This window comes from Streptomyces sp. NPDC058401, from assembly GCF_042722885.1.
Lineage (GTDB): Bacteria > Actinomycetota > Actinomycetes > Streptomycetales > Streptomycetaceae > Streptomyces.
This window is the reverse complement of the sequence record NZ_JBHXKA010000022.1, coordinates 38,568-61,950: the sequence shown is the minus strand read 5'-3', so window position 1 is coordinate 61,950 and position 23,383 is coordinate 38,568. Positions and strand designations below refer to the sequence as shown.

The 23,383-nt window shown below is 72.0% G+C and carries 19 protein-coding genes and 1 pseudogene; 4 read left to right on the top strand and 16 right to left on the bottom strand.

The genetic code is table 11. The features are described 5' to 3' along the window. Window positions 1–114 precede the first annotated feature (114 nt). The 12 genes and pseudogenes from ACFWNV_RS11270 to ACFWNV_RS11215 all read right to left on the bottom strand — a co-directional run bounded on the left by ACFWNV_RS11270 (window position 115) and on the right by ACFWNV_RS11215 (window position 14,072). Window positions 115–444 carry a Uma2 family endonuclease gene (locus ACFWNV_RS11270; RefSeq protein ID WP_383944056.1) on the bottom strand — a complete coding sequence of 110 codons (330 nt, stop codon included), beginning with the start codon at window positions 442–444 and terminating at the stop codon, window positions 115–117. 117 nt (window positions 445–561) lie between these two features. Beyond that, window positions 562–1,839 carry a thymidine phosphorylase gene (locus ACFWNV_RS11265; RefSeq protein WP_383943989.1) on the bottom strand — a complete coding sequence of 426 codons (1,278 nt, stop codon included), beginning with the start codon at window positions 1,837–1,839 and terminating at the stop codon, window positions 562–564. Between the two features lie 97 nt (window positions 1,840–1,936). Next, the gene (locus tag ACFWNV_RS11260) at window positions 1,937–2,329 is read right to left on the bottom strand and encodes a cytidine deaminase (protein ID WP_327304976.1); all 393 of its coding nucleotides are present in this window, start codon (window positions 2,327–2,329) and stop codon (window positions 1,937–1,939) included. Further along, on the bottom strand, window positions 2,326–3,591 hold the full coding sequence (locus ACFWNV_RS11255; protein WP_383943985.1) for an ABC transporter permease: 1,266 nt from the start codon (window positions 3,589–3,591) through the stop codon (window positions 2,326–2,328). The genes ACFWNV_RS11260 and ACFWNV_RS11255 overlap by 4 nt, the downstream gene beginning before the upstream one ends. Beyond that, window positions 3,588–4,703 carry an ABC transporter permease gene (locus tag ACFWNV_RS11250; protein WP_383943982.1) on the bottom strand — a complete coding sequence of 372 codons (1,116 nt, stop codon included), beginning with the start codon at window positions 4,701–4,703 and terminating at the stop codon, window positions 3,588–3,590. Before ACFWNV_RS11250 ends, ACFWNV_RS11255 begins: the two co-directional genes overlap by 4 nt. Further along, window positions 4,700–6,433 carry an ABC transporter ATP-binding protein gene (locus ACFWNV_RS11245; RefSeq protein ID WP_383944053.1) on the bottom strand — a complete coding sequence of 578 codons (1,734 nt, stop codon included), beginning with the start codon at window positions 6,431–6,433 and terminating at the stop codon, window positions 4,700–4,702. Before ACFWNV_RS11245 ends, ACFWNV_RS11250 begins: the two co-directional genes overlap by 4 nt. A 164-nt stretch (window positions 6,434–6,597) precedes the next feature. Next, window positions 6,598–7,656 carry a BMP family protein gene (locus ACFWNV_RS11240; protein ID WP_383943979.1) on the bottom strand — a complete coding sequence of 353 codons (1,059 nt, stop codon included), beginning with the start codon at window positions 7,654–7,656 and terminating at the stop codon, window positions 6,598–6,600. Window positions 7,657–7,874: 218 nt separating this feature from the next. After that, complete coding sequence (locus tag ACFWNV_RS11235) at window positions 7,875–9,143, bottom strand: amidohydrolase (protein ID WP_383944050.1); 1,269 nt, start codon at window positions 9,141–9,143, stop codon at window positions 7,875–7,877. A 149-nt stretch (window positions 9,144–9,292) separates the two neighbouring features. Then, entirely contained in the window at window positions 9,293–10,444 is a 1,152-nt protein-coding gene (locus ACFWNV_RS11230) for a hypothetical protein (protein WP_383943976.1), read from the bottom strand. A gap of 224 nt (window positions 10,445–10,668) precedes the next feature. Further along, complete coding sequence (locus tag ACFWNV_RS11225; protein ID WP_383944047.1) at window positions 10,669–11,577, bottom strand: N-acetylneuraminate synthase family protein; 909 nt, start codon at window positions 11,575–11,577, stop codon at window positions 10,669–10,671. 474 nt (window positions 11,578–12,051) lie between these two features. Next, window positions 12,052–12,405, bottom strand: a pseudogene (locus tag ACFWNV_RS11220) (cytidylyltransferase domain-containing protein); the annotation flags it as partial. A 275-nt stretch (window positions 12,406–12,680) separates the two neighbouring features. Further along, window positions 12,681–14,072, bottom strand: coding sequence for a DUF6716 putative glycosyltransferase (locus ACFWNV_RS11215; RefSeq protein WP_383943973.1), 1,392 nt, complete (start codon window positions 14,070–14,072; stop codon window positions 12,681–12,683). Window positions 14,073–14,248: 176 nt separating this feature from the next. Between ACFWNV_RS11215 and ACFWNV_RS11210 the strand changes: the two genes are divergently transcribed. Further along, on the top strand, window positions 14,249–15,265 hold the full coding sequence (locus ACFWNV_RS11210; protein WP_383943970.1) for a glycosyltransferase family 2 protein: 1,017 nt from the start codon (window positions 14,249–14,251) through the stop codon (window positions 15,263–15,265). After that, entirely contained in the window at window positions 15,262–16,638 is a 1,377-nt protein-coding gene (locus ACFWNV_RS11205) for a polysialyltransferase family glycosyltransferase (RefSeq protein ID WP_383943967.1), read from the top strand. The genes ACFWNV_RS11210 and ACFWNV_RS11205 overlap by 4 nt, the downstream gene beginning before the upstream one ends. An 80-nt stretch (window positions 16,639–16,718) precedes the next feature. Here ACFWNV_RS11205 and leuE read toward each other — a convergent pair whose 3' ends face one another. Continuing rightward, window positions 16,719–17,393: a leucine efflux protein LeuE gene (leuE, locus tag ACFWNV_RS11200; protein ID WP_383943964.1), complete on the bottom strand. Its 675-nt coding sequence runs from the start codon at window positions 17,391–17,393 to the stop codon at window positions 16,719–16,721. A 79-nt stretch (window positions 17,394–17,472) separates the two neighbouring features. Next, complete coding sequence (locus ACFWNV_RS11195; RefSeq protein ID WP_383943962.1) at window positions 17,473–19,056, bottom strand: methylmalonyl-CoA mutase; 1,584 nt, start codon at window positions 19,054–19,056, stop codon at window positions 17,473–17,475. 167 nt (window positions 19,057–19,223) lie between these two features. Here ACFWNV_RS11195 and ACFWNV_RS11190 point away from each other — a divergent pair, with 167 nt between their 5' ends. Next, window positions 19,224–20,102, top strand: a complete 879-nt coding sequence (locus ACFWNV_RS11190; protein ID WP_383943959.1) for a peptidoglycan-binding protein — start codon at window positions 19,224–19,226, stop codon at window positions 20,100–20,102. A gap of 269 nt (window positions 20,103–20,371) precedes the next feature. On the opposite strand, the gene ACFWNV_RS11185 is transcribed toward ACFWNV_RS11190, so the two are convergent. Beyond that, window positions 20,372–21,415 (bottom strand): hypothetical protein, encoded by a 1,044-nt coding sequence (locus ACFWNV_RS11185; RefSeq protein ID WP_383943955.1) that lies wholly within the window; start codon window positions 21,413–21,415, stop codon window positions 20,372–20,374. Beyond that, window positions 21,415–22,203 (bottom strand): RNA polymerase sigma factor, encoded by a 789-nt coding sequence (locus tag ACFWNV_RS11180; protein WP_383944044.1) that lies wholly within the window; start codon window positions 22,201–22,203, stop codon window positions 21,415–21,417. Before ACFWNV_RS11180 ends, ACFWNV_RS11185 begins: the two co-directional genes overlap by 1 nt. 385 nt (window positions 22,204–22,588) lie before the next feature. On the opposite strand from ACFWNV_RS11180, the gene ACFWNV_RS11175 reads away from it, so the two are divergent. Further along, complete coding sequence (locus ACFWNV_RS11175; protein WP_383943951.1) at window positions 22,589–23,299, top strand: 2-oxo-4-hydroxy-4-carboxy-5-ureidoimidazoline decarboxylase; 711 nt, start codon at window positions 22,589–22,591, stop codon at window positions 23,297–23,299. Window positions 23,300–23,383: the final 84 nt, after the last annotated feature.

The following is a 23,383-nucleotide window of genomic DNA, read 5'->3' as shown; positions in this document are numbered from 1 at the left end:
CCGCACAGCTCGGCGGTATCCGGCTCAGGCCCCTCCAGGGCCAGGGTTCTGATCTCCACATGAGGGCAGACCCCTGGCCTCGCCCGAACTCATCGGTAGGGCCGGAAGAAGCCCCTACGGCCGGGGCCAGGAGAAGGTGTCGAGGGTCAGGTTGATCGGCTCGGGCAGATGGACGGCTTCGCCGAACTTGGCCGCCGACAGAACGCGGTACTTCCCGTCGCTGGGCTCGCCGTACAAGTGGACCGTGGGGCTGCCGGTCGTGTGCGGGTCGATGAGGAGGTAGAGCGGGATACCTGCCGCCGCGTAACCCTTGAGTTTCACGACGCGGTCGTTGGCCGCGTTCGACTTCGAGGTGATCTCGACGACTAGCTCAGCCACGGCTGCGGGGGCGAAGTTCTCCCCCTTGGTAACCGCGTCCCTCGGTACGACGGCGAGGTCCGGGATGTAGAGGCCGCTGCGGCGCTCATGGTGTGCTCCTATCGCTTCGTCACCGATCCCAGCATGCAGAACGGGACCGGTGGGCGTCCACCGATCCCGTTCAGCCGTACGAGTGAGTACAGGTCAGGCGATGCGGTCCAGCACGATCGGGGTCGCCGAGAAGGCCGTGCCGGGGGCCGCGATGTCGAAGGTGCCCTCCAGGGACGCCAGCGCGTAGTCGAACTTCTCCGGGGTGTCCGTGTGCAGGGTCATCAGGGGCTGCCCCGCCGTGACCGTGTCGCCCGGCTTCGCGTGGAGCTCGATGCCGGCGCCCGCCTGGACCGGGTCCTCCTTGCGCGCGCGGCCGGCGCCCAGGCGCCAGGCGCCCACGCCGACCCCGTACGCGTCCAGCCGCGTCAGCACGCCCGAGGAGGGGGCCGTGACCACGTGCTGGTCACGGGCGACCGGGAGCGCCGCGTCGGGGTCGCCGCCCTGGGCCGCGATCATCCGGCGCCACACGTCCATCGCCCGGCCGTCGGCCAGGGCCTTCGCCGGGTCGGCGTCCTTGATGCCCGCGGCGTCCAGCATCTCCCGGGCCAGGGCGAGGGTCAGCTCGACCACGTCGGAGGGGCCGCCGCCCGCCAGGACCTCGACGGATTCGCGGATCTCCAGGGCGTTGCCGGCGGTGAGGCCGAGCGGGGTGGACATGTCGGTGAGGAGGGCGACCGTCTTGACGCCGCTGTCCGTGCCCAGGCCCACCATGGTGCGGGCCAGCTCGCGGGCGTCCTCGATGTTCTTCATGAAGGCGCCGGTGCCGACCTTCACGTCCAGGACGAGCGAGCCGGTGCCCTCGGCGATCTTCTTGGACATGATCGAGGAGGCGATGAGCGGGATCGCCTCGACGGTGCCGGTCACGTCGCGCAGCGCGTACAGCTTCTTGTCGGCCGGGGCCAGGCCGTCGCCGGCCGCGCAGATGACGGCGCCGGTGGTGTCCAGGACGTGCAGCATCTCCTCGTTGGAGAGCAGGGCGCGCCAGCCGGGGATGGATTCCAGCTTGTCCAGGGTGCCGCCGGTGTGGCCGAGGCCGCGGCCGGAGAGCTGCGGTACGGCCGCGCCGCAGGCGGCGACAAGCGGGGCCAGCGGCAGGGTGATCTTGTCGCCGACGCCGCCGGTGGAGTGCTTGTCCGCGGTGGGGCGGGAGAGGGAGTCGAAGTTCATCCGCTCGCCGCTGGCGATCATCGCGGCGGTCCAGCGGGCGATCTCGGTGCGGTTCATGCCGTTGAGCAGGATGGCCATCGCCAGCGCCGACATCTGCTCGTCGGCGACCACGCCGCGCGTGTACGCGTCGATGACCCAGTCGATCTGCTCGGGGCTCAGTTCACCGCGGTCGCGCTTGGTGCGGATGACGGAGATGACGTCCATGGAAGTGCTTCCTTCTACGCGCATAGAGAGAGGAGAGGGAGATGAGGGGAAAGACGGCGGCCCCCCGCCCGGCAGGGGCGGAGGGCCGTCGCCGCGGCTATCTCAGGTGGTCCGGCCCGAAGGCCTGCGGCAGCATCGCGGAGAGCGGCAGGACGCCTTCCGGCGTCTCCACCTGGAGCTCCGCGCCGCCGAACTCGAAGAGGAGCTGGCGGCAGCGGCCGCAGGGGACGAGGATCTCGCCCTTGCCGTCCACGCACGTGAAGTGCGTGAGGCGGCCGCCGCCCGTGGCCTGGAGGGAGGACACCAGCCCGCACTCGGCGCACAGGCCGAGCCCGTAGCTGGCGTTCTCGACGTTGCAGCCGACGATGGTGCGGCCGTCGTCGACCAGCGCCGCGACGCCGACCGGGAAGCCGGAGTACGGGGCGTACGCCCGGGACATCGCCTCCCGCGCGGCCTCGCGCAGGGCCTCCCAGTCGGGAGCGGCCGTCACTTGCCCTGGCCCTTGCGGTACGGCATGCCGTCCGCCTTCGGCATCCGCAGGCGCTGCGCGGACAGCGCGAGCACCAGCAGCGTGGTCAGGTACGGGGCGGCGTCCACGAACTGGCTGGGCACCTGGTCGGTGAGCGCGTACCAGAGGAACAGCAGCACGGCGAAGACCGCCGAGACGCCGGCCGGGACGTAGCGCTTCTTGTAGAGCTGCCAGGCCACGACCAGGACGAGCAGGATCGCGATGAGCAGCAGCATCGCGTGGACGTTCTCGGCGCCGCCGCGCAGCTTGAGGCTGTCGGTGAAGCCGAACAGGCCGGCGCCCAGCGCCATGCCGCCCGGCATCCAGTTGCCGAAGATCATCGCGGCGAGGCCGATGTAGCCGCGGCCGCCGGTCTGGCCCTCCTGGTAGATCGGGCTGGCCACGATCGACAGGAACGCGCCGCCGAGGCCCGCGAGGGCGCCCGAGACGATCACGGCGATGTACTTGTACTTGTAGACGTTGACGCCGAGCGATTCGGCGGCGACGGGGTTCTCGCCGCAGGAGCGCAGCCGCAGGCCGAAGGTGGTGCGCCAGAGCACCCACCAGGTGCCGGGGATCAGCAGCAGGGCGACGACGGTCAGCAGCGACAGGCCGGTGACCAGGCCGCCGACCACGCCCGCGATGTCCGAGATGAAGAACCAGTGCTTGCCCTGGAGGGTCGCCATCCAGTCCGACAACCCGGGCACGGTGATCTCGTAGATCGGCTCGACGCGCGGGGACTGCTTGGAGGAGCCGCCGGCCGCCTCGGCGAACGTGAAGTTCGACAGGTACTGGGTGAAGCCCAGCGCCAGGATGTTGATGGCCACACCGGAGACGATGTGGTTCACGTTGAAGGTGACCGTGATGATCGCGTGCAGCAGGCCGCCGATGGCGCCGCCGATCAGGCCGGCGATGACGCCGGTCCAGGGGCCCCACTGGTAGCCGGCCCAGGCACCGAACCAGGTGCCGAGGATCATCATGCCTTCGAGGCCGATGTTGACGACGCCCGCGCGCTCGGCCCACAGGCCGCCGAGTCCGGCGAGGCCGATCGGCACGGCGAGGGAGAGCGCTCCGGAGACCTGGCCGATGGAGGTCAGGTCGTCCGCGCCGCTGATCACGCGGACCAGCGAGACGAGCGCGAGGCCGCCCGCGATGATCAGCATGATCCACGGGAGGGTGAGCTTGGTGCGTCCGCCCTGCTTCTTGGGCGCGGCGCTGGTCGCGGAAACGGTGCTGGTGCTCACGCCGAGACCTCCTTCTCGGTCGGAATGGCGTGGCCTGCGGCCAGCTCCTCGCCGACCTTCTGCTGCTGGCGTCGGATCCCGTAACGGCGGACGAGCTCGTAGGAGACGACGACCGCGATCACGATCAGGCCCTTCATGATCGTGCCGATCTCCTTCGCGTACCCGGCCGTGTCGAGCGAGGCCGAGGCCTTGTCGATGAAGGCCATCAGGAACGCGGCGAAGAAGATGCCGACCGGGTGGTTGCGGCCGAGCAGCGCGATGGTGATGCCGGTGAAGCCGACACCGACCGGGAAGGACAGGCTGTACGTGTGGCTCTCGCCCAGCAGCACCGGCATGCCGGCGAGACCGGCGACGGCTCCGGAGATGAGCATCGAGGTGATGATCATCTTCTTGGCGTCCACGCCGGAGGCCTGCGCGGCGGACTCGCTGGCGCCGGTGGCGCGCAGGTCGAAGCCGAAGCGGGTGCGGCCCAGCACGAACCAGTAGACGATGCCCAGCGCGAAGGCCAGGAAGGTGAAGCCGTAGATCTCCAGGCCGTCACCGAGGGAGATCGCCGGGAACCAGCCCGACTTCGCGATCTCGCCGGTGGTCAGGTCGTTCGAGCCCTTGGGCTGGACGCCGAGGTTCTTCGGCAGGATCAGCCAGGCGATCAGGCTGGTGGCGATCGCGTTCAGCATGATCGTGGAGACGACCTCGCTGACTCCGCGCTTGGCCTTCAGGACGCCCGCGATACCGGCCCAGAAGGCACCGACCAGCATGGCGACGACCACGATCAGCAGGATGTGCAGCGGGCCGGGCAGCGAGACCGCGGCGCCGACGACCGCCGACAGCATCGCGGCGAGGCGGTACTGGCCGTCGACACCGATGTTGAAGAGGTTCATCCGGAAGCCGATGGCCACGGCCAGGGCCGCCAGGTAGTACGTACCGGCCTGGTTGACGATGAGGACCTGGACGTCCTCGTAGCCCGCGTTCTCCACCATGAGCCGCAGCGGTTCGATCGGGTCCACACCCGTCGCCGCCAGCACCACCATGGTCAGCAGGAAGGCGGTGACCAGCGCGAGCGCGGGCCCGGCGAAGCCGAGGAGCAGCCGGTCCTTGTCGAGTTTCTTCATCGGGCCTCGTCCTCCGGGGAGTCGGTACGGGCATCCGTGCCGGCGGCGGAGTTGTTGTCGGTGGCGTCCAGGTGACCGGAGGCGGCGCCCGTCATGGCGGTGCCGAGTTCCTCGGGGGTCACGGTCGCGGGGTCGGCGTCCGCGACCAGGCGGCCGCGGTAGATCACGCGCAGGGTGTCGGACAGGCCGATGAGCTCGTCCAGGTCGGCGGAGATCAGCAGGACCGCCAGGCCTTCGCGGCGGGCCTCGCGGATCGCGTCCCAGATCTGCGCCTGCGCACCGACGTCCACACCGCGGGTGGGGTGGGCGGCGATGAGGAACTTCGGGTTGTGGCTCATCTCGCGGCCGACGATCAGCTTCTGCTGGTTGCCGCCGGAGAGCGAGGCCGCGGTGACCTCGATGCCGGGCGTGCGGACGTCGTACTCGCGCACGATCCGCTCGGTGTCCTTGCGGGCGGCCTTCGGGTCGATGATGCCGCGCTTGGAGTTGGGGGCTTCGGTGACGTGGCCGAGGATGCGGTTCTCCCAGAGGGAGGACTCCAGCAGCAGACCGTGCCGGTGGCGGTCCTCGGGGATGTAGCCGATGCCGCCCTCGCGGCGCTTGCGCACCGGGGACTTGGTGATGTCCTTGCCGTCGAGGGTGATGACGCCCGCGTCGGGGGACAGCATGCCCATCAGGGCCTCGATGAGCTCGGTCTGGCCGTTGCCCTCGACGCCCGCGATGCCGAGGATCTCGCCCTTGTGGATCGTGAAGGTGATCCCGTCGAGCAGCAGGCGTCCGGCGACCGCGCTCTCGCGCAGGTTGGCGTCCGGCAGGCCCGGCGTGCGCGCGGTGTCCTCCGTGACGACGGGTACGCCGCCCTCGGCCACGGTCAGCCGCTCGACCTGGAGCATCGGGACGGTGGTCACCGTGGACTCGCGGGTCTCCGGCGAGGGCAGCTCGGAGCCGACCATCAGCTCGGCGAGCTGCTTGGTCGTGGTGGTCCGCGGGTCGGCGGTGCCGACCGTGGTGCCGCGCCGGATGACGGTGATGTCGTCGGCGACCTTCAGGACCTCGCCCAGCTTGTGCGAGATGAAGATGACGGTCAGGCCCTCGGACTTGAGCTCGCGCAGGTTGTCGAAGAGCGCGTCGACCTCCTGGGGCACGAGGACCGCGGTCGGCTCGTCGAGGATGAGGATCTTCGCGCCGCGGTAGAGGACCTTGAGGATCTCCACGCGCTGGCGGTCGGCGACACCGAGGTCCTCGACCAGGGCGTCGGGGCGCACGCCGAGGCCGTACGCGTCCGAGATCTCGTTGATCTTCTTACGGGCCTTCGCGCCGATGCCGTAGAGCTTCTCGCCGCCGAGGACCACGTTCTCCAGGACGGTGAGGTTGTCGGCGAGCATGAAGTGCTGGTGCACCATGCCGATGCCGCGGGCGATGGCGTCGCCGGGGCTGCTGAAGGAGATCTGCTCCCCGTCGATGGCGATGGTGCCCTCGTCCGGCTTCTGCATGCCGTAGAGGATCTTCATCAGCGTCGACTTGCCGGCGCCGTTCTCGCCGACGAGGGCGTGGACCGTGCCCTTGCGGACGGTGATCGCGATGTCCTTGTTGGCGACGACGCCGGGGAAGCGCTTGGTGATGCCGTGCAGTTCTACGGCGGGGGGCGGGCTGGACGCGTTGATGACGCACTCTCCTTGGCGCGGAAGGAGCTGAAGGCAGGGAGGGGACAGGGCGGGGGGAGAAAGTATCGCGTCCACGATGCTTCTACGCGCGTAGCACTGTCGAAAGTGAAAACTTGCGGCCAACCGGCCACAAGATCACATGAAACCACGGGACACGGGCCGGGGCCCGGGAGCGATGAGACCGCTTCCCGGACCCCGGGTATCACGTGTGCAGCAGGTCGGACCAGGCCTTACGGCGCGGTCTTGACCTCGATCTTCTTGGCGATGATGTCGGCCTTCGCCTTGTCGACCGCGGCGACGAGGTCGGTCATCTCCTTGTACTTCGGGTTGGAGTCGGCCAGGCCGACGCCGTCCTTGTCCAGGCCGTAGCGGACCTCGCCCGACTCGGGCTTGCCGTCCTGGACCGACTTGATCAGGTTGTAGACCGAGTCGGAGACGTCCTTCGTGACCGAGGTCAGGATGAAGTCCTTGTACTTCGCCAGACCGGCCTGGTTGTACTGGTCCGAGTCGACGCCGATGGACCACTTGCCCTTGGCGGAGGCGGCCTCGATGGCACCCGAGCCGGCCAGACCGGCGGCCGAGTAGATCACGTCGGCGCCCTTGTCGAGCTGGCCCTCGGCCGCGGCCTTGCCCAGGTCGGGCTTGGCGAAGCCGTCGAAGTTCGGCGGCTGGGTCAGGTACTGGGTGAGCACCTTGGCGTTCGGGTTGGTGTCCTTGACGCCCTGGGTGAAGCCCGCCTCGAACTTCTTGATCAGCGGAACCTCGACACCGCCGATGAAGCCGACCGTGCCGGTCTTGGACGCCTTGGCGGCGGCGACGCCGGCCAGGTAGGAGCCCTGCTCCTCGTTGAAGACGAGGTTGGCGATGTTCTTCGCCTGCACCGAGGTGTCGTCGATGATGCCGAACGTGGTGTTCGGGAACTTCTCGGCGACCTTCTTGATGGCCGGCGCGTAGGCGAAGCCGACGCCGATGACCGGGTTGTTGCCCTTGCGGGCCAGCTCGGTGAGGCGCTGGACCTTGTCGGCCTCGCCCTCGCCGTCGGTGGGCTCCGCCTGGGCGCCCTTGATCTTGAGGTCCGTCTCGGCCTTGTGCAGGCCCTCGTAGGCGGCGTCGTTGAACGACTGGTCGCCGCGGCCACCGATGTCGTACGCGATGGCGGCGGACTTCTCCGCGGAGGAGGAGGAATCGGACGAGGAGTCCGAGGACTTCTTACCGCCACAGGCGGTGGCCGAGAGGGCCAGCGCAGCGGACGCGATGCCCACGGTGGCGATCCTGGTGATCCGGCGCAAGGGGAGGCTCCTTCAAAACCTGACCGAAGCGCCACGACCGGCGCTGGTTTCGCCGAGATCGTAACGCGCGTAGATGTCAGTTAAAGGCCCGTTCATGAGTCGTTATCGGATCGTCGTGAACCAGACAGTGACCGATCAGTAACAGCCGACGCGTCCGACCCATGTGTACCAAGGGCCGGACGCGTCCGCCGGATCAATCGCAGATTGTGTAAGAACTTCTATCCCGTCGGCCCTGCGAGCCTGGCGCGCCGCCCGTCCAGGGACGCGCCGTCGAGGAGGACCGCGGCCGTGAAGAACTCCACGCCGACCCCGATCGCGGCCTCGTCCACGTCGAAGTCACCCCGGTGCAGATCCCGCTTCGCCGTGTCCCCGGGCTTGCGGACGCCCAGGCGCGCCATGGCTCCGGGGACGTGCTCCAGGTACCAGGAGAAGTCCTCGCCGCCCAGGCTCTGCTCGGTGTCCTCCACCGAGTCGGCCCCGCGCCGGGCGCTCATCGCCTCGCGCAGCAGCTCGGTGACCACCGGATCGTTGACGACCGGAGGCACTCCGCGCACGTAGGTGATCTCCGACTTGGCCCGGTGCATCGCGGCGATCTCGTCGATGATCGCGTGGATCTGGTCCGGGGCCTCGTGCCAGGAGGCCAGGTCCAGGCAGCGAACGGTTCCGGACAGCTCCGCGTGCATCGGGATGACGTTGCAGGCGTGCCCGGCCTCGATCCGGCCCCAGGTGACCGACATGCCCGAGCGGGCGTCCATCCGCTTGGTCAGCAGGGCCGGCAGGTCCAGGGCGAGCCGGGCGGCCGCCGTCACCAGGTCGGTGGTCAGGTGCGGACGGGCGGTGTGCCCGCCAGGACCGTCGAGGGTGACCTCCAGCCGGTCGCAGGCCGAGGTGATGGGCCCGGTGCGCAGCCCGATGCGGCCCGCGTCGACCCGGGGGTCGCAGTGCAGGGCGATGATCTTGCCCACTCCGTCCAGCACCCCGGAGTCGATGGCCTCGGTGGCGCCGCCTGGCAGCACCTCCTCGGCGGGCTGGAACAGCAGCCGCACCGGCCGGGGCAGCTCGCCCCGGCGGTCGAGCTCGGCGAGGACGAGGCCGGCGCCGAGGACCACGGCGGTGTGCACGTCGTGGCCGCAGGCGTGGGCGCGGTCCGGGACGGTGGAGCGGTACGAGACGTGCGTCTTGGCATCCGGGATGGGCAGGGCGTCGATGTCCGCGCGCAGGGCCAGCATGGGACGTACTCCGTCCCAGGTGCCGACGTCACAGATGAGCCCGGTGCCCGACTTCAGCACCCTCGGGCGCAGGCCCGCTTTCTCCAGCCGGGCCTTGATCGCCGCCGTGGTGCGGAACTCCTGGTGTCCTAGCTCGGGATGCATGTGCAAGTCCCGACGGAAGGCGATCAGTTCGGCACGCAGGTGGTCCGGAAGCTTGCCGGGCAGCTCGGGCCGGTCGGGCGTGCCGGGCAGGGCGGTCTGGGACTCGCGGGACATCAACTGGTTCACCCGTTCAAGGGTAGGCCCACCCATGGGTCAACTGGCTGGAGATCACGAAAAGTTCATGCCGTTAGGGGAAAGAATCCCGGCCTCTGGACGCATGACCGGATGGACGCGCGGGTAAACTCGCGCCCTCACTCATGCACTCATCCGGCCGCCGGAGCCGTCTGAGCAGGAAGTCTGTGCACATCACGGGCGGTGTCGGTGACCCCGGCGAGGAAACCGCGGGCCCGGTCCGAGGCCGACGGGGTGAGCCAGCTCGGATCGACATCGCATACGGCCACGGTCACGCCGGTGCCGATCAGTGCGTAGGGCAGGGTGTGGACGACCGTGGAGGGGAAGCTGACGATCGTCCGGCCGACCGGGCCCCGCCTCGCGATCAGCTCCAGCGGCAGGTCCGGGCGTACGATCTCCAGCCCCGTCGCCTCGCTCAGGGTGCGCAGCTTCTCCGGGGACTCCCGGCGGTGGGCGAAGTAGCGGGTCGCCCCGTGTTCCAGGGTCAGGGCGCGCACCGCCTCCAGGTAGCGGGCCGGGTCGACGACGCCGGTCTCCACCAGCGAGGTCCCGACCAGGTCGGTGCCCCTGGTCAGGAGGGGCGGGCCGAAGCGGGCCCGGGTCCAGGCGAAGTCGTTGAGCCGGACGGTCATCCCGCCGTGCGCGGTGACCGGCATCGAGCTGAACACCTCGACGCGGCGGCTGCCGTCCGCGCCCGGGGTGAACCGCCGCCGGGCCGTCGAGGAGACCGGCGCGTACGCCAGCTCGCGCAGCCGGCCCGCGAGGCCTCCGCCGCCGACCCGGTGCCAGCGCACGAGGCGCTCGCCGCGGGCCGTCTGGGCGACGAACTCCATGGTCGCGGTCCCGTCGTCGACCACGACGAGCTCCTCGGCCCGGACGAGCGTGAGCAGGAGCTGCACGTAGCGGGAGAACGGGTCCCCTATCACCACCCGCTCGGCCGCCCGTACCTCCCGGGCGAGCGCGGCGAAGGCCTTGACCGGGGCGAACCGGCCGCCGCGGGCCTCCTGCCACCGCACCTCGTGCCCCTCGTCCCGGGCCAGCCCCGCCATCCGGCGCAGCTGCCCCCGGGACATGGGGTCGGTGGGCGGCAGCACCACGATCCGCAGGCCTCCGGCGGCGGAAGCGACCGGCCCGGGTCCGTTCCCGCCGCCGCGGGCCGGCTGGCGCGGGACTACTCCGAGGAGCCGTCCGGCGCTCTGGGCGTGCGCCCATTCCAGGACGTTGAGCAGCTGGACCGGGCTTTCGACGAAGGCCAGGGTCGAGGCGGGGGCTGAGGGGGTCACCACGTACTCCTCGGGAGAGGGCGGCGGGGCCGGAAATCCAGCCCCGCCGGCGTGTGAGGCGCGGGGTCCGGGGCGGAGCCCCAGGGGGCCGGGCGCAGCCCGGGCCTACGGGTCAGGGCGCAGCCCGGGGAACGGCGGGTAGGGGGCTCCGCCCCGCGCAGCGGACACCCGGGAGGCCGGGAGCCGGGGGGCGGGGAGCCGGGAGCCGAGGGGCCGGGGGGCGCTTATACGGTGGCGAGCTCGCCCTGGACGCGGCGGAGCTTCTTCATGGGGCCGAGCTCGGACTCGTAGACCCGCTTGATGCCGTCGCCCAGCGCCGTCTCGATGGTGCGGATGTCGCGGACCAGGCGGGTCAGGCCGCCCGGCTCCACGGAGGCGGCCTGGTCGGAGCCCCACATCGCGCGGTCGAGGGTGATGTGCCGCTCGACGAAGGCGGCGCCGAGGGCGACGGCGGCCAGGGTGGTCTGCAGGCCCGTCTCGTGGCCGGAGTAGCCGATCGGGACGTTCGGGTACTCCTCCCGCAGGGTGTTGATGACCCGCAGGTTGAGCTCCTCGGCCTTGGCCGGGTACGTCGAAGTGGCGTGGCAGAGCAGGATGTTGTCGCTGCCGAGCACCTCCACCGCGTGCCGGATCTGCTTCGGGGTGGACATCCCGGTGGAGAGGACGACGGTGCGGCCGGTGGCGCGCAGGGCGCGCAGCAGCTCGTCGTCGGTGAGCGAGGCGGAGGCCACCTTGTGGGCGGGGACGTCGAACTTCTCCAGGAAGGCGACGGCCTCGGTGTCCCACGGAGAGGCGAACCAGTCGATGCCGCGCTTGGCGCAGTGCTCGTCGATGGCGCGGTACTCGCTCTCGCCGAACTCCACGCGGTGGCGGTAGTCGATGTAGGTCATCCGGCCCCAGGGGGTGTCGCGCTCGATGTCCCACTGGTCGCGGGGGGTGCAGATCTCGGGGGTGCGCTTCTGGAACTTCACGGCGTCGCAGCCGGCTTCGGCGGCGGCGTCGATGAGGGCGAGTGCGTTGCCGAGGTCGCCGTTGTGGTTGATGCCGATCTCGCCGACGACGTAGACGGGGCGGCCCGGGCCGGCGGTGCGGGAGCCGAAGGTGCGGAGGCGGGGGGCGGGGGTGACCGTCATGGCAGGACTGTCCTTCGGAGCGTGGGGTGTGCGGGCACGAGGAGGTGCGGGCGCGAGTGCCGGCACCGGGGTGGGGACGGGCGGGGTGGGGACCCCTGGGGTGTGGACCGGGGTGGAGGGAGGAGCGGGAGCAGGAGCGGGAGCAGGGGCAGGTGCGGCCGCGGGGGCGAGTACGGGTACGAGGGCGCGGGCGCGGGCCAGGTCGTGGGGGTCGTCGATCTCCAGCACCCGTGCCGGGTCGGTGGCGACCGGTACGGTCCGCCCGAAGAAGCGGTGGCGGGCGGTGCGGAAGCCGGTGGCGTCCATGGCGTAGGCGGCGCCGGTCTCCAGGAGGTCCTGGGGGCGGTCCTGACGGCGGGGGCGGTACGAGGTGTCGTGGTTGACCCCGGTCCCGGAGCCGTCGGGCGCCGCCCGCCAGAGGAAGCCGTGGAAGGGGGCCGCGGTCAGCGCGGAGTCGGCGGCGCCCGAGGCGACGGCGGCGGCGACCGACTCCACGTCGGAGGCGGTGACGAAGGGGCTGGTGCACTGGACGAGGAGCACCACGTCGACGGTGACGGAATGCAGTTCCTCGAAGGCGTCGAGCGCGTGCAGTACGGCGGCCTCGCTGGTGGCGGTGTCCCCGGAGATCCCGGCGGGCCGCCGCAGCGTCACGGCCCCGGCCCCGCGGGCGGCTTCGCCGATGGCCTCGGAGTCGGTGGACACCAGGACGTCGGTGACGGTCGCGGCCCCCAGGCAGGCCCGGACGGCCCGGACCACGAGCGGCATGCCGCCGACGTCGGCCAGGTTCTTCCCGGGCACGCCCTTGGACCCCCCGCGTGCGGGGATCACGGCGAGCACCCTGGGCACGGCGCGGGCCTCGCGCGGGGATCCCGCAGTGGCCGGGGCGGCGCCGGCGGCGGGTACCGCGGCAGCAGCCGTGGCGGCGCGGGGTGCTGCGGCAGCAGCCGTGGCGCCGGGTACGGCAGCGGCAGCGGCACCGGCGGCGGGTACGGCGGCAGCAGCCGTGGCGGTGGCGGGTACGGCAGCGGCGCGCGTGGCCGCAGCGCGCGTGGCGGCGGCGCGGGCGACGGCGGCGCGCGTCACGGCTCCGGCCGGGCGGGGGCTCACAGCTCCCCCAGGCGGCGGATCACCGGTGCGACGCGCTGGACCCCGTGGCGGTAGGCGCCCCGGGCGGCTTCGCGCAGGTGGGCGCGGAGCCGGCGGCGCAGCCGGGACTCCCCGGCGCCGGTCCGGGCCGCACCGGGCAGCGGGTGCCCGTCGGCGCCGAGGTGGTGCCGGGCCAGGATCCCGGGCAGGTACCCGGGCGCGGTGTCCTGCGTGTAGTAGGGCGCCACGGGCGGGAGCGGGGCCCCGTCCAGCAGCTCCGCGAGGCGGGCCCGGGCGGCGGCGTAGGGGTCGCAGGGGTCCTGGGCGCCGACAGCGCCGGAGTCCGGCGCCGCCGGCGCGCCCACGCCCTGGGCCGCCAGCCAGTCCGGGTCGGCCTTCGGGAGCAGGCCCGCGTCGAGCTGGGTCCAGGAGGCGAGGCAGCCCGAGCCCAGGAAGTGGTGGTTGCCGAGGGCTTCGCGGACGCCGAGGTCGGTGAGGACGGCCGTCGGGATGCCCCGGTGGAGGGATTCCAGGGCCGCCGTGGAGGAGACGGTGACCAGCAGGTCCGTGGTGTCCAGGACCTCGCCCATGTTCCCGTAGACCAGGCGGCAGTTGGAGGGGAGGCCGCCGGGGAGCTGCTCCGCGAGGCGCTGGTACGGGAGCTCCTCCAGGTGCGTGGTGTGCTCGCCCGGGCGGCTGCGCAGCTTGATCAGCACCTCGCGCCCGGGGTGCAGCCGGGCGTGTTCGGCGGCGCGGCGCAGCAGGTACGTACGGTCCGCGCGGGCGTCCGGTACGGACGGCTGGACCGCGAAGACCACCCGGTGGGCGGTACTGCCCAGCGGCGCGTAGGCGTGCGCCTCGGCCGGTGCCAGGAAGGGCAGGGCGGTCTCCACGACGGCCCCGGCGCCGGCGCCGACGCCCTCGTAGACCGCGCGGAAGCGGCCCGCGTCGTGGCGGGAGTTGGCGAGGACCAGGTCGGCCCCGTGGCGCAGCAGCAGGCCGTCGGCGAGCTTCTCGTAGACGACTCCGACGTACCCGGTGACGAACACCGGCCGGGCGGCCGGCTCCGGCCACAGGGCCCGGGCCCCGTGCAGGACGGCCTGGACGGCGCCGCCGACCAGGGCGAGGACGACCACGTCGTACGACTCCCGCTCCGGCGCCGACAGCTCGGCGAGGAACCCCGCGCAGGTGACTTCGGTGAGCCGGTCCGCCCGGGCCCCGACCTCGCCGAGCTGGCGCGCGGTGGGCGTGGCCCGGCCGCGGAGCAGGTATCCGGTCAGGTGGACGGCGTCCGGCTCCGCGGAAAGGCGGCGCGCGGTGAGCGCTCCCCATTTCCAGCGGGTGTCGGAATCGGCGAGTACGGCCACACGGAGGGCGGCCCGATGGGCCGCGCGGTTGCTTGCTGGCACCCGGCAGAAGTTATTCCGGCTTTTCGGTGATCGGCCCAACGAGCGCACAACAGCGGGTTAACAACCCGTCGACTCCGTGCGAAAGCGTCCGGGTTAACGTGCCTGCCGTTCGTCGTTCACGTGGAATCCGCGTCCGGGCCACAGTGAATGACGAACGGCGCCCTAATGTCTCGCGAGTGCTCAAGCTCTCTGTTGTCGTGCCGTTCTTCAACGTGCAGACGTATGCGCCGGATGCCCTGAAAAGCCTCGAAGTCAACGCTCGGGACGATTTCGAGTTCCTGCTCGTGGACGACCGCTCGACGGACGGGACGCCCGCGCTCCTGGAACGGGCGGCCCGCGAGCTGCCCGGCGCCGTGCACCTCAGACACGAGCGCAACGGCGGCCTGGCGACGGCGCGCAACACCGGTCTGGACGCGGCCCGCGGGCAGTACATCGCCTTCCTGGACGGGGACGACTGGCTGGCGCCGGGCCACCTGGCCCGGACCCTGGCCGCCATCGAGGCCCTGAGCTGCGATTTCGTCCGTACCGACCATGTCCAGTGCACGGGCAGGACCCGCAGTGTCCAGCGGGTCCCCTACGGGCCGGAGTCGGTGGTGGCCGATCCGCGCACCGCGATCCTGCCCGTGGCCCGGGCGACCTCGGTGGACTATCCGTACGCCTGGGCGGGGATGTACCACCGGCGACTGCTGGACCGCGGGCTGCTGCACTTCACGGACGGGCTGCGGACGGCGGAGGACCGGCCGTGGATCTGGCGGCTGCACCGGGAGGCGGAGTCCTTCGCCCCGGTCGGTCTGCCCGGAATCTTCTACCGTCGCGGGGTTTCCACCTCGCTGACACAAATCGGCGACGAGCGTCAGCTCGATTTCATTCGGGCATTCGATCAGGTTCTGTCGGAAACGGCCGCGGACCGGGAATCCGATCTCCTGCTCCCGAAAGCCGTTCGAACGTATTGCGCAATTATCGCGCACCATGTCGGGTCCATCGAAAGGTTCGAACCCCCCGTGGCCAGAAAACTCCGCTCGATGAGCGCGGCCGCACTCGGCAGAATGCCGCAGCAGGTCCTGGACCAGACCCTGGACGCGATGGACGCCGACCGCGCCGCCCTGCTCCGCCGGCTCCGCCGACGCGCCACCGCCGGATCCGCCCCTGCCACCCCCGCCGCGTCCGCCGCGTCCGCCGGGGTGACGGCGTGAACGTCACCCAGATCTTCCTGGCCTCCACCCTCTACGGCACGGCCACTCTCGCCGCCGCCCTCGACGCGGGGCTCTTCCCGCCCGCCGGCCGCCGGATCCTGCTGACCAGCAACCACTCCGTCACCGCCGAGATCACCCCCGGCCTGACCGCCGCCCCCGGCTTCGACTCCCTGAGCACCCGCTTCGACACGGTCCTCGACTGGAACGCCGTCATCGCCCCGCAGCACCCCAGCACCTGGAGCCCGCGCGCCGACGACGTCCCGCTGTGGGAACGCCAGTTGCGCTCCTCCTGGGGGCTGGGCACCGACCGCGTCGAGCTGATCGTGGAATCGCTCCAGGTGCCGCCCGCCCAGAGCCTGTGCCGGCTCTTCCCCGGGGCGGCCATAGAGGTCTACGCCGACGGGCTGATGAGCTACGGCCCCACCCGCTTCCGCCTCGACCCCGGACTCGGGATGCGCGTACGGCGGGTGCTGCACCTGGACCTCGTACCGGGCCTGGAGCCGCTGCTGCTGACCGAGTTCGGCGTGCGCGCCGAGGCCGTCCCGGCGGCCGCCTTCCTCAAGGTCATCGGCGAACTCGACGCGGCGGTGGAACTGCCCGACGCGGAACTGCCCACGGCAGGGCTGTCCACGGCAGAGCTGTCCACGGCAGGGGCGCCCGCGCTCCTGCTGGGCCAGTACCTCTCCGCCCTGGACCTGGTGCCGGCCGCCGAGGAGGAGCAACTGCACGTGGAGATGGTCCGCGGCGCGCACGCGCTGGGCCACCGCGAGCTGGTCTTCAAACCGCACCCCAGCGCCCCCGCCGCCTACTCCCGCCGGGCGGAGGAGGAGGCCGAACGGCTCGGGATCCGGCTCACCGTGCTGAGCACCCCGGTGCTCGCCGAGACCCTCTACGAGCGGCTGCGCCCGGCCCTGGTCGTCGGCTGCTTCTCCACCGGACTGCTGACCGCCGCCACCCTGTACGGGCTCCCGGTGGCCCGGACCGGCACGGGGGCCGTCCTGGCGCGGCTGTCCCCGTACCCGAACAGCAACCGGATCCCGCTCGTCCTGGCCGACGCCCTGCTGCCCGACCTCGCGGACCCGGCGGCCGTACGCGCCTGGACCCCGCCGGGACCCGAACGGGTCGCGGCCGAGCTGGCGGGCCTGCTCACGGCGGTGGGCTTCACCATGCAGCCCAGGATCCTCACCGAGCACCGCGCGGAGGCCGAGCGCTGGCTGACCGCACACCTGACCCCGGACACCTGGCGCTACTTCACCCGCCGCCGGCTGACCACCCTGGGCCTGCCGGGCGGCATCCCGGCGCAGCTGTCCTTCCTGCCCCGCAGCCGCGCCGCACGGCGGCTGGCCCGGCTGCTGCGCAGGGCCGTCGGCTAGCTCGGCGGTCGCGGCGGGGGTCGGGGTCGGCTCGCCGGGGCCGGGGCCGGGGCCGGGGGTCCGGGGCCGGCTCCGCCGCGTCAGCTCACGGCGAGCTTCGCCGCGAAGCCCAGGAACAGCACGCCGGCCGCCGAGCTGGCCCCGGCGGCGAGCCGCTTGCGGCGCCGGAAGGCGGCCGCCAGGCGGTTCCCGCCGAAGATCAGCGTGGTCAGGTAGAGGAAGCTGCCGATCTGCATCAGGGTGCCGAGCAGCAGGAAGGACAGCGCCGGGTAGGCGTAGGCCGTGTCCACGAACTGCACGAAGAAGGACATCAGGAAGAGGATGGCCTTCGGGTTGAACACGCTGATCAGCAGGGCCCGCCGGTAGGGCCGCTCCGTCTCGCCGGCCTTCACCCCGGCGGCGGCCAGGGCCACCTCCGGGGCGCCCTCGTCGGCCGCGGCGCGCTCGCGGCGGGCGCGCCACATGGTCCACGCGCCCCGCAGCATGCCGATGGCGAGCCAGGTCAGGTACCCGGCGCCGAGCAGTTTGACCACGCCGAACACGATCGGGCTGGTCTGCAGCAGCGCCCCGGCGCCGACCGCGGCCAGGGTCATGAGCAGGGCGTCCCCGGTGAACACGCCGGCGGCGGCCCGGTACCCCTGGCGGACTCCGCCGCGCGCGGCGACGGAGAGCACGTAGAGCGAGTTCGGCCCCGGCAGCAAAATGATCAGCACCAGGCCGGCGAGATACGTCGGAAGATCTGTGACACCCAGCATGTGCAGGAGTGTCCCATGGGGACGCACCTGTCGCGCCAGTGGATTTCACGGACTGGGACCACATCGCAATCAGCCCGGTTCACCAGCCGGAATCAGCCGGCACGTACGTCCCCCACACCTCCCGCAGCGCCCCGCACACCTCCCCCACCGTGGCCCTGGCCCGCAGCGCCTCCTTCATCGGATGGAGCACGTTCTCCGTGCCCGCCGCCGCCTCCCGCAGGGCCGCCAGCGCCTCCTCCACGGCCGCCCCGTCGCGCCCCGCCCGCAGCGCGGCCAGGGCCGCCCGCTGCCGGTCCTCGATCGCCGGATCCACGCGCAGCGGCTCGTACGGCTCCTCCTCGTCGAGCGCGAAGCGGTTGACCCCGACCACCACGCGCTCGCCGCTCTCGGTCTCCCGGGCGATCCGGTACGCGTTCCGCTCGATCTCCTCCTTCTGGAAGCCCGCCTCGATCGCGGCCACCGCCCCGCCCATCGCCTCGACCCGGGCCATCAGGTCGAGCGCCGCCGCCTCCACCTCGTCCGTCATCCGCTCCACCGCGTAGGACCCGGCGAAGGGGTCGACGGTGTGCGGCACGTCCGTCTCGTACGCCAGCACCTGCTGGGTCCGCAGCGCGAGGCGGGCCGACTTCTCGGTGGGCAGTGCGATCGCCTCGTCGAAGGAATTGGTGTGCAGCGACTGGGTGCCGCCCAGCACGGCGGCCAGGCCCTGCACGGCGACGCGCACCAGGTTGAGCTCCGGCTGCTGCGCCGTCAGCTGCACCCCGGCGGTCTGGGTGTGGAAGCGCAGCATCAGCGACTTCGGGTCCCGGGCACCGAACTCCTCGCGCATGACGCGGGCCCAGATCCGCCGGGCCGCGCGGAACTTCGCCACCTCCTCCAGGAGGGTGGTGCGGGCGACGAAGAAGAACGACAGCCGGGGCGCGAAGGCGTCGACCTCCATCCCGGCGGCCAGCGCGGTGCGTACGTACGCGATCGCGTCGGCCAGCGTGAAGGCGATCTCCTGCGCGGGCGAGGCCCCCGCCTCGGCCATGTGGTAGCCGGAGATGGAGATGGTGTTCCACTGGGGGAGCTCGGTGCGGCAGTAGCGGAAGACGTCGGCCGTCAACCTCAGGGAGGGGCCGGGCGGAAAGATGTACGTCCCCCGTGCGATGTACTCCTTCAGCACGTCGTTCTGGATGGTTCCGGTCAGCTCGGCGGCGGCGACCCCCTGCTCCTCGGCGACCAGTTGGTAGAGCAGGAGCAGTACGGCGGCCGGTGCGTTGATCGTCATCGAGGTGGACACCCGGTCGAGGGGGATCCCGTCGAACAGCACCCGCATGTCCTCGACCGAGTCGATCGCGACGCCCACCTTGCCGACCTCGCCGTGCGCGAGCGGGGCGTCGGAGTCGTGACCCATCTGGGTGGGCAGGTCGAAGGCCACGGACAGTCCTGCGGCGCCGCCCCCGATGAGCTGGCGGTAGCGGGCGTTGGACTCGGCGGCGGTCCCGAAGCCGGCGTACTGGCGCATGGTCCAGGGCCGTCCGGTGTACATCGTCGGGTGGACGCCCCGGGTGTACGGGTACTCCCCCGGCTCCCCCAGTTCGGTCGCGGGGTCCCAGCCGGCGAGGTCGTCCGGGCGGTAGACGGGCGCGATCGGGATCCCGCTCTCGGTGTGCCGCTCCATGTGGCGCGCTCCTTCGTGGCTACGAGGTGCCCGGGGCTGATAAAACGTCCCCGCGGCGACCGCGCGGCGGCCGCTGGTCACAATGGCGCAACATCGCGGCCGTCCCTGCAACTGACCACGCCCGCGTGGCATCACCTAGATACACACGTAGAAATCGGGGGACTGCAATGCACCGCCAGAAGGTAATAATCCGCGCACTCGGCCTGGCCACCGCCGTCGCACTTGCCGCGACCGCATGCGGACCGCAGAAGCCGGAGGCCGCGGGCTCCGGTTCTTCCGCTCCCGCATCGCCCACGGCGGTCGCCACCCCTGACGCCTCGCCGTCCACGGACGGAAAGCCGGGCGACGCCTCGCCGTCGGCGTCCCCGTCCGCCTCGGCCTCGCCCTCGCCCTCCGCCTCGCCCTCGCCGACCGTGAAGCAGGTCATGGCGAACGGCGACGACAGTGAGCAGGTCCGCGAACTGCAGGCCCGGCTGCGCCAGCTCAAGCTGATGTCGGTCGCTCCGACCGGTTTCTACGGTTCCAAGACGACCGCGGCCGTCAAGTCCTTCCAGTCGAAGAACGGCCTGCCCGCCACCGGCGGCGTGGACGAGCCCACCTGGAAGAAGATCCAGGGCTCCACGAAGAAGCCGACCGCCGACGAGCTGCGCCCGCCGACCGTCAACGAGCCGGACGCCCCGGACCCGCGCTGCATGACGGGCCGGGTGATGTGCATCAGCAAGGAGAGCCGCACCCTCGCCTGGATGATCGACGGCAAGGTGGTCACCACGCTGGACGTGCGCTTCGGTTCGGAGAACACCCCGACCCGCGAGGGCGAGTTCGCGGTGGAGTGGAAGGCCAAGGACTGGGTTTCGACGCTCTACCACACGCCCATGCCGTATTCGATGTTCTTCAGCAAGGGCCAGGCCGTGCACTACTCGGCGGACTTCGCCGCCCGCGGCTACGCCGGCGCCTCGCACGGCTGCGTGAACGTCCGGGACAAGGCCAAGCTGGCGACGCTGTTCGACGCGGTGAAGGTCGGCGACAAGGTCGTCGTCTACTGGTGACGTCTGCTGGTGACCCGCGGGCGGCGACCTGCGGCGGGCCGGGCGGGGGGCGCCCTGTCCGGGCGCGGAAGGTCGGAAGTTGAGGGCGCGGGCGGGATCGGGGGAACGAATCCCGCCCGCGCCGGTTGCGCAGAGCCCAGGGGTACGGGGGGAACCCCGGCTCATGCGCGGCCGATGACCAGTCGGCTCGTTATGTACTGCGTCACCGGTTCGAAAAGTGTTACAGGCGTGGCGCGAGCCGTTTCAGGCCAGTGTCCGGTACCCGGTCCTCAGCGGCGCGGGGCCGTCTGCGGGGGCTTCGGCGAAGCCGTCCCGGCCGGGACCAGCCCCAGCGAACGCGAGGGGAACTGCGGGCCCGTGGGCGAGCCCGGCGTGTCTGCGCCGGCTCCCCCGCCGGTGGCCACGTCGAGCACCACCTGGCAGTAGCGCGGGATCCGCAGCAGCCCCTTGGCCAGGCGTGCGAGCTTCTCGCGGCGGGCCTCGTCGAGCCGCCCCGACCGGTAGTCCCGGCACAGCTCCGCCGCTCCGGTGCGGCCGTCCCGGTCCCGGCCCGAACCGTCGGGGGGATCCGTGGTCATGCTGTCGGTGCCGCCCTGGCGGTTCCGGTCCCGGCCGTCCTTGCCTCCGGTGGAGCCGCTCGCGGTGGGTTCCGTGCCGGTGGTGCCGCTGATCCCGGCGACGCCGCCGGGTCCGGTCGTACGGCCTTCCGCGCCCGGGGTGTTCCCCGGGGACGGGGTGCCGCTCTGGCCCCCGCCGTCGCTCGGCGCGGTGCTGCGGGGCGGCGCGACGGGCGCCGCGAAGCGGCCGTCGGGCGGGGCCGCCGGGGAGGATCCGACCGTCACCGAGGCGGCGGGCAGCGCGCCGGCGGTGTCCCCGGGTGCGCGGTCCAGCAGTCCGGTGCCCGCGGCGGCGGCCAGTCCGCCCACGGCGACGCTCGCCACGGCGGCGGCGAGGGCGAAGCGGACCGGCCGCCCGCGCCGGGGTCCCGGTCTGGCCGGGCCGGCGGGCGGGCCGAGCTCGACCACGGTGTCCGCGGAGCCGAACAGGCCCCCGTCCGGAGCCGCCGTCTGCGGTTCGGCCCGGAGTACGGAGCCGCGTGCGCGGAACGCGGCCACCGCGGCGGCCTCTCCGCGCAGTTCCCCGGGGAGCCCTCCGGCGGCCGGGGCCGGCTGCTCGGTGAGTGCGTCGAGGGCGGCGCGCAGCCGCTCGGCCCGGGCGTGGGCGTGCTGCTCGGCGCCAGGTGCGACCGGTTCTCCGCGCAGCAGTCTGTCCGCCGCGGCTTTGTCCAGCCACCTGTCGCGCTCGTCGGCCATCACATGTCCTTCTGCGTCCGCCAACGTGAATCCGTCACACCGGTTTGTTCTACGAGGCCCGCGGCGCGGGCCCGCTGCGCCGGTACGGCGTCGAGGTCCCGTCCGCCCCCGGCGCCCCGTGCGCGACTCCCGTCATTATCGCCGAGGCGGGCGCGCAGCCGTCCGGCGCCGGCGCCGGCGGCCGGGCCGATGCCGGAGCCTATGCCGGAATCGGGGTCGGCTCCGGGGTCGAAGTCCTCGTCCTGGCCGAGCAGCTCGGCCAGTTTCTTCAGGCCCCGGTGCGCGGCGGTGCGGACCGCACCGGGGCGCTTGCCCAGGGTCTCGGCCGCGCTCTTGGCGTCCAGGCCGACGACCACGCGCAGGACGACGGCCTCGGCCTGGTCCTGCGGGAGCTGGGCTATGAGTTCCATCGTGCGGCAGGTGGAGAGGGACTCCATGGCCTCGCCGGCGGTGTCGGACTCGGCGGCGTGGCCCGTCAGCTCGGTCTCGTCCCCGCCGACGGCGGGTCTGCGCCCGCGCATCCGTATGTGGTCGAGGGCCCGGTTGCGGGCTATGCGGGCGGCCCAGCCGCGGAAGCGGTCGGCGTCGCCGGTGAAGGAGTCGAGGTCGCGGGCGATCTGCAGCCAGGCTTCGGAGGTGACGTCCTCGGCGTCGCCGTCCCCGACGAGCGTGCGGACGTATCCGAGCAGGCGCGGGTGCACGGCGCGGTACACAGAACGGAACGCGAGCTCGTCGCCGTCTTGTGCCGCGAGCACCGCGGTGGTCAGCTCCGCGTCGTCCCCCAGCAAAATCCCCAACCCGTTCACAGTCCCGTATGTGTGGCGCAAATCAGCACGTTACGGCTTTCAAGCACCTTCGTCCACGAGTTGTACAACGTGCAACCATCCCTGCGCGGAGCGGGGTGTGACACAAAACGCACCGAAGACGCTGAGAGGGGTGCGGGCTTGTCGCACGAGTCCGCGACGGATGGCGGCCGGGGCCTCTCCTGTGGGGGGTGGCGGCCTCGGTCGCCCTCCCCTTCCCCGCCGTCTCCACGGCCATCATGCCCGGGTCCCCCGCGGGGCCCCCGAGCGGCCCCGCACCTGGCCCGGCAAGCGCTCCCGTCATCCTTTCGGCTCACTTCCGAGTGAAAACCCGGAATGGGTACGACACACCCGGCTCCACGTCGATAGCGTGGCGGGACACCCGCGCCACGCCACGAGGAGCCCCCCGCTGTCCAGCCACCTTCCGGCACAGGCCCGCGGAGGCTCCGACCCTTCCCACGGCTCCCCCTCCCTCCACGACGCCGACCCGTTCGGGGACACCGGTCCTTTCGACGGCGGTCCGTTCGGCGACACCGGTCCTTTCGACGACACCGGTCCCTTCAACGACGCCGGGCTCGCGCGGTTCAACGCGCTGTCCCCCGAGGCCGCCCACTCCGCCCTGCTGCACTGTTGCGGCAGCCGGCGCTGGGCCCAGCGGGTGGCCGCCCATCGCCCTTACCCCGACTTCGGCGCGCTACTCGCGGCCGCGGACGAAGCTTCGTACGACCTCTCTCAAGCCGACCTGTCCGAGGCGCTGGCCTGCGAGTTCCCGCCGGAGCTGGAGCACGGGGCGGCGTACGCCGCGCTCCTCGCGCTCGACGCGGCGCACGGGGAGTACGAGCGGACCTTCGGCCACGCCTTCGTGATCTGCCTCGACGGGACCACTCCGGAGGAGCAGGCGGACCAGCTGCTGGCCGCGATCCGGCGGCGGATGGAGCTGGAGGTGGACGAGGAGCGCGCGATCTCCGCGGACGAGCTCCGTCGCGTCGCGCAGGTCCGGCTCGCCGACCTGACACACTGGCTGACCTCGGCAGATGGGGTATCTGCTGCCGAATTCGGGCTATTCGCCCCTGTGGGATAGTCCGTCCGTGCCTGTTTGATCACACCGATGGCCCCCGCGCGAGGGAACCGACAAAGCGTCGCTACGATGTCCGGGGCCGGAGGA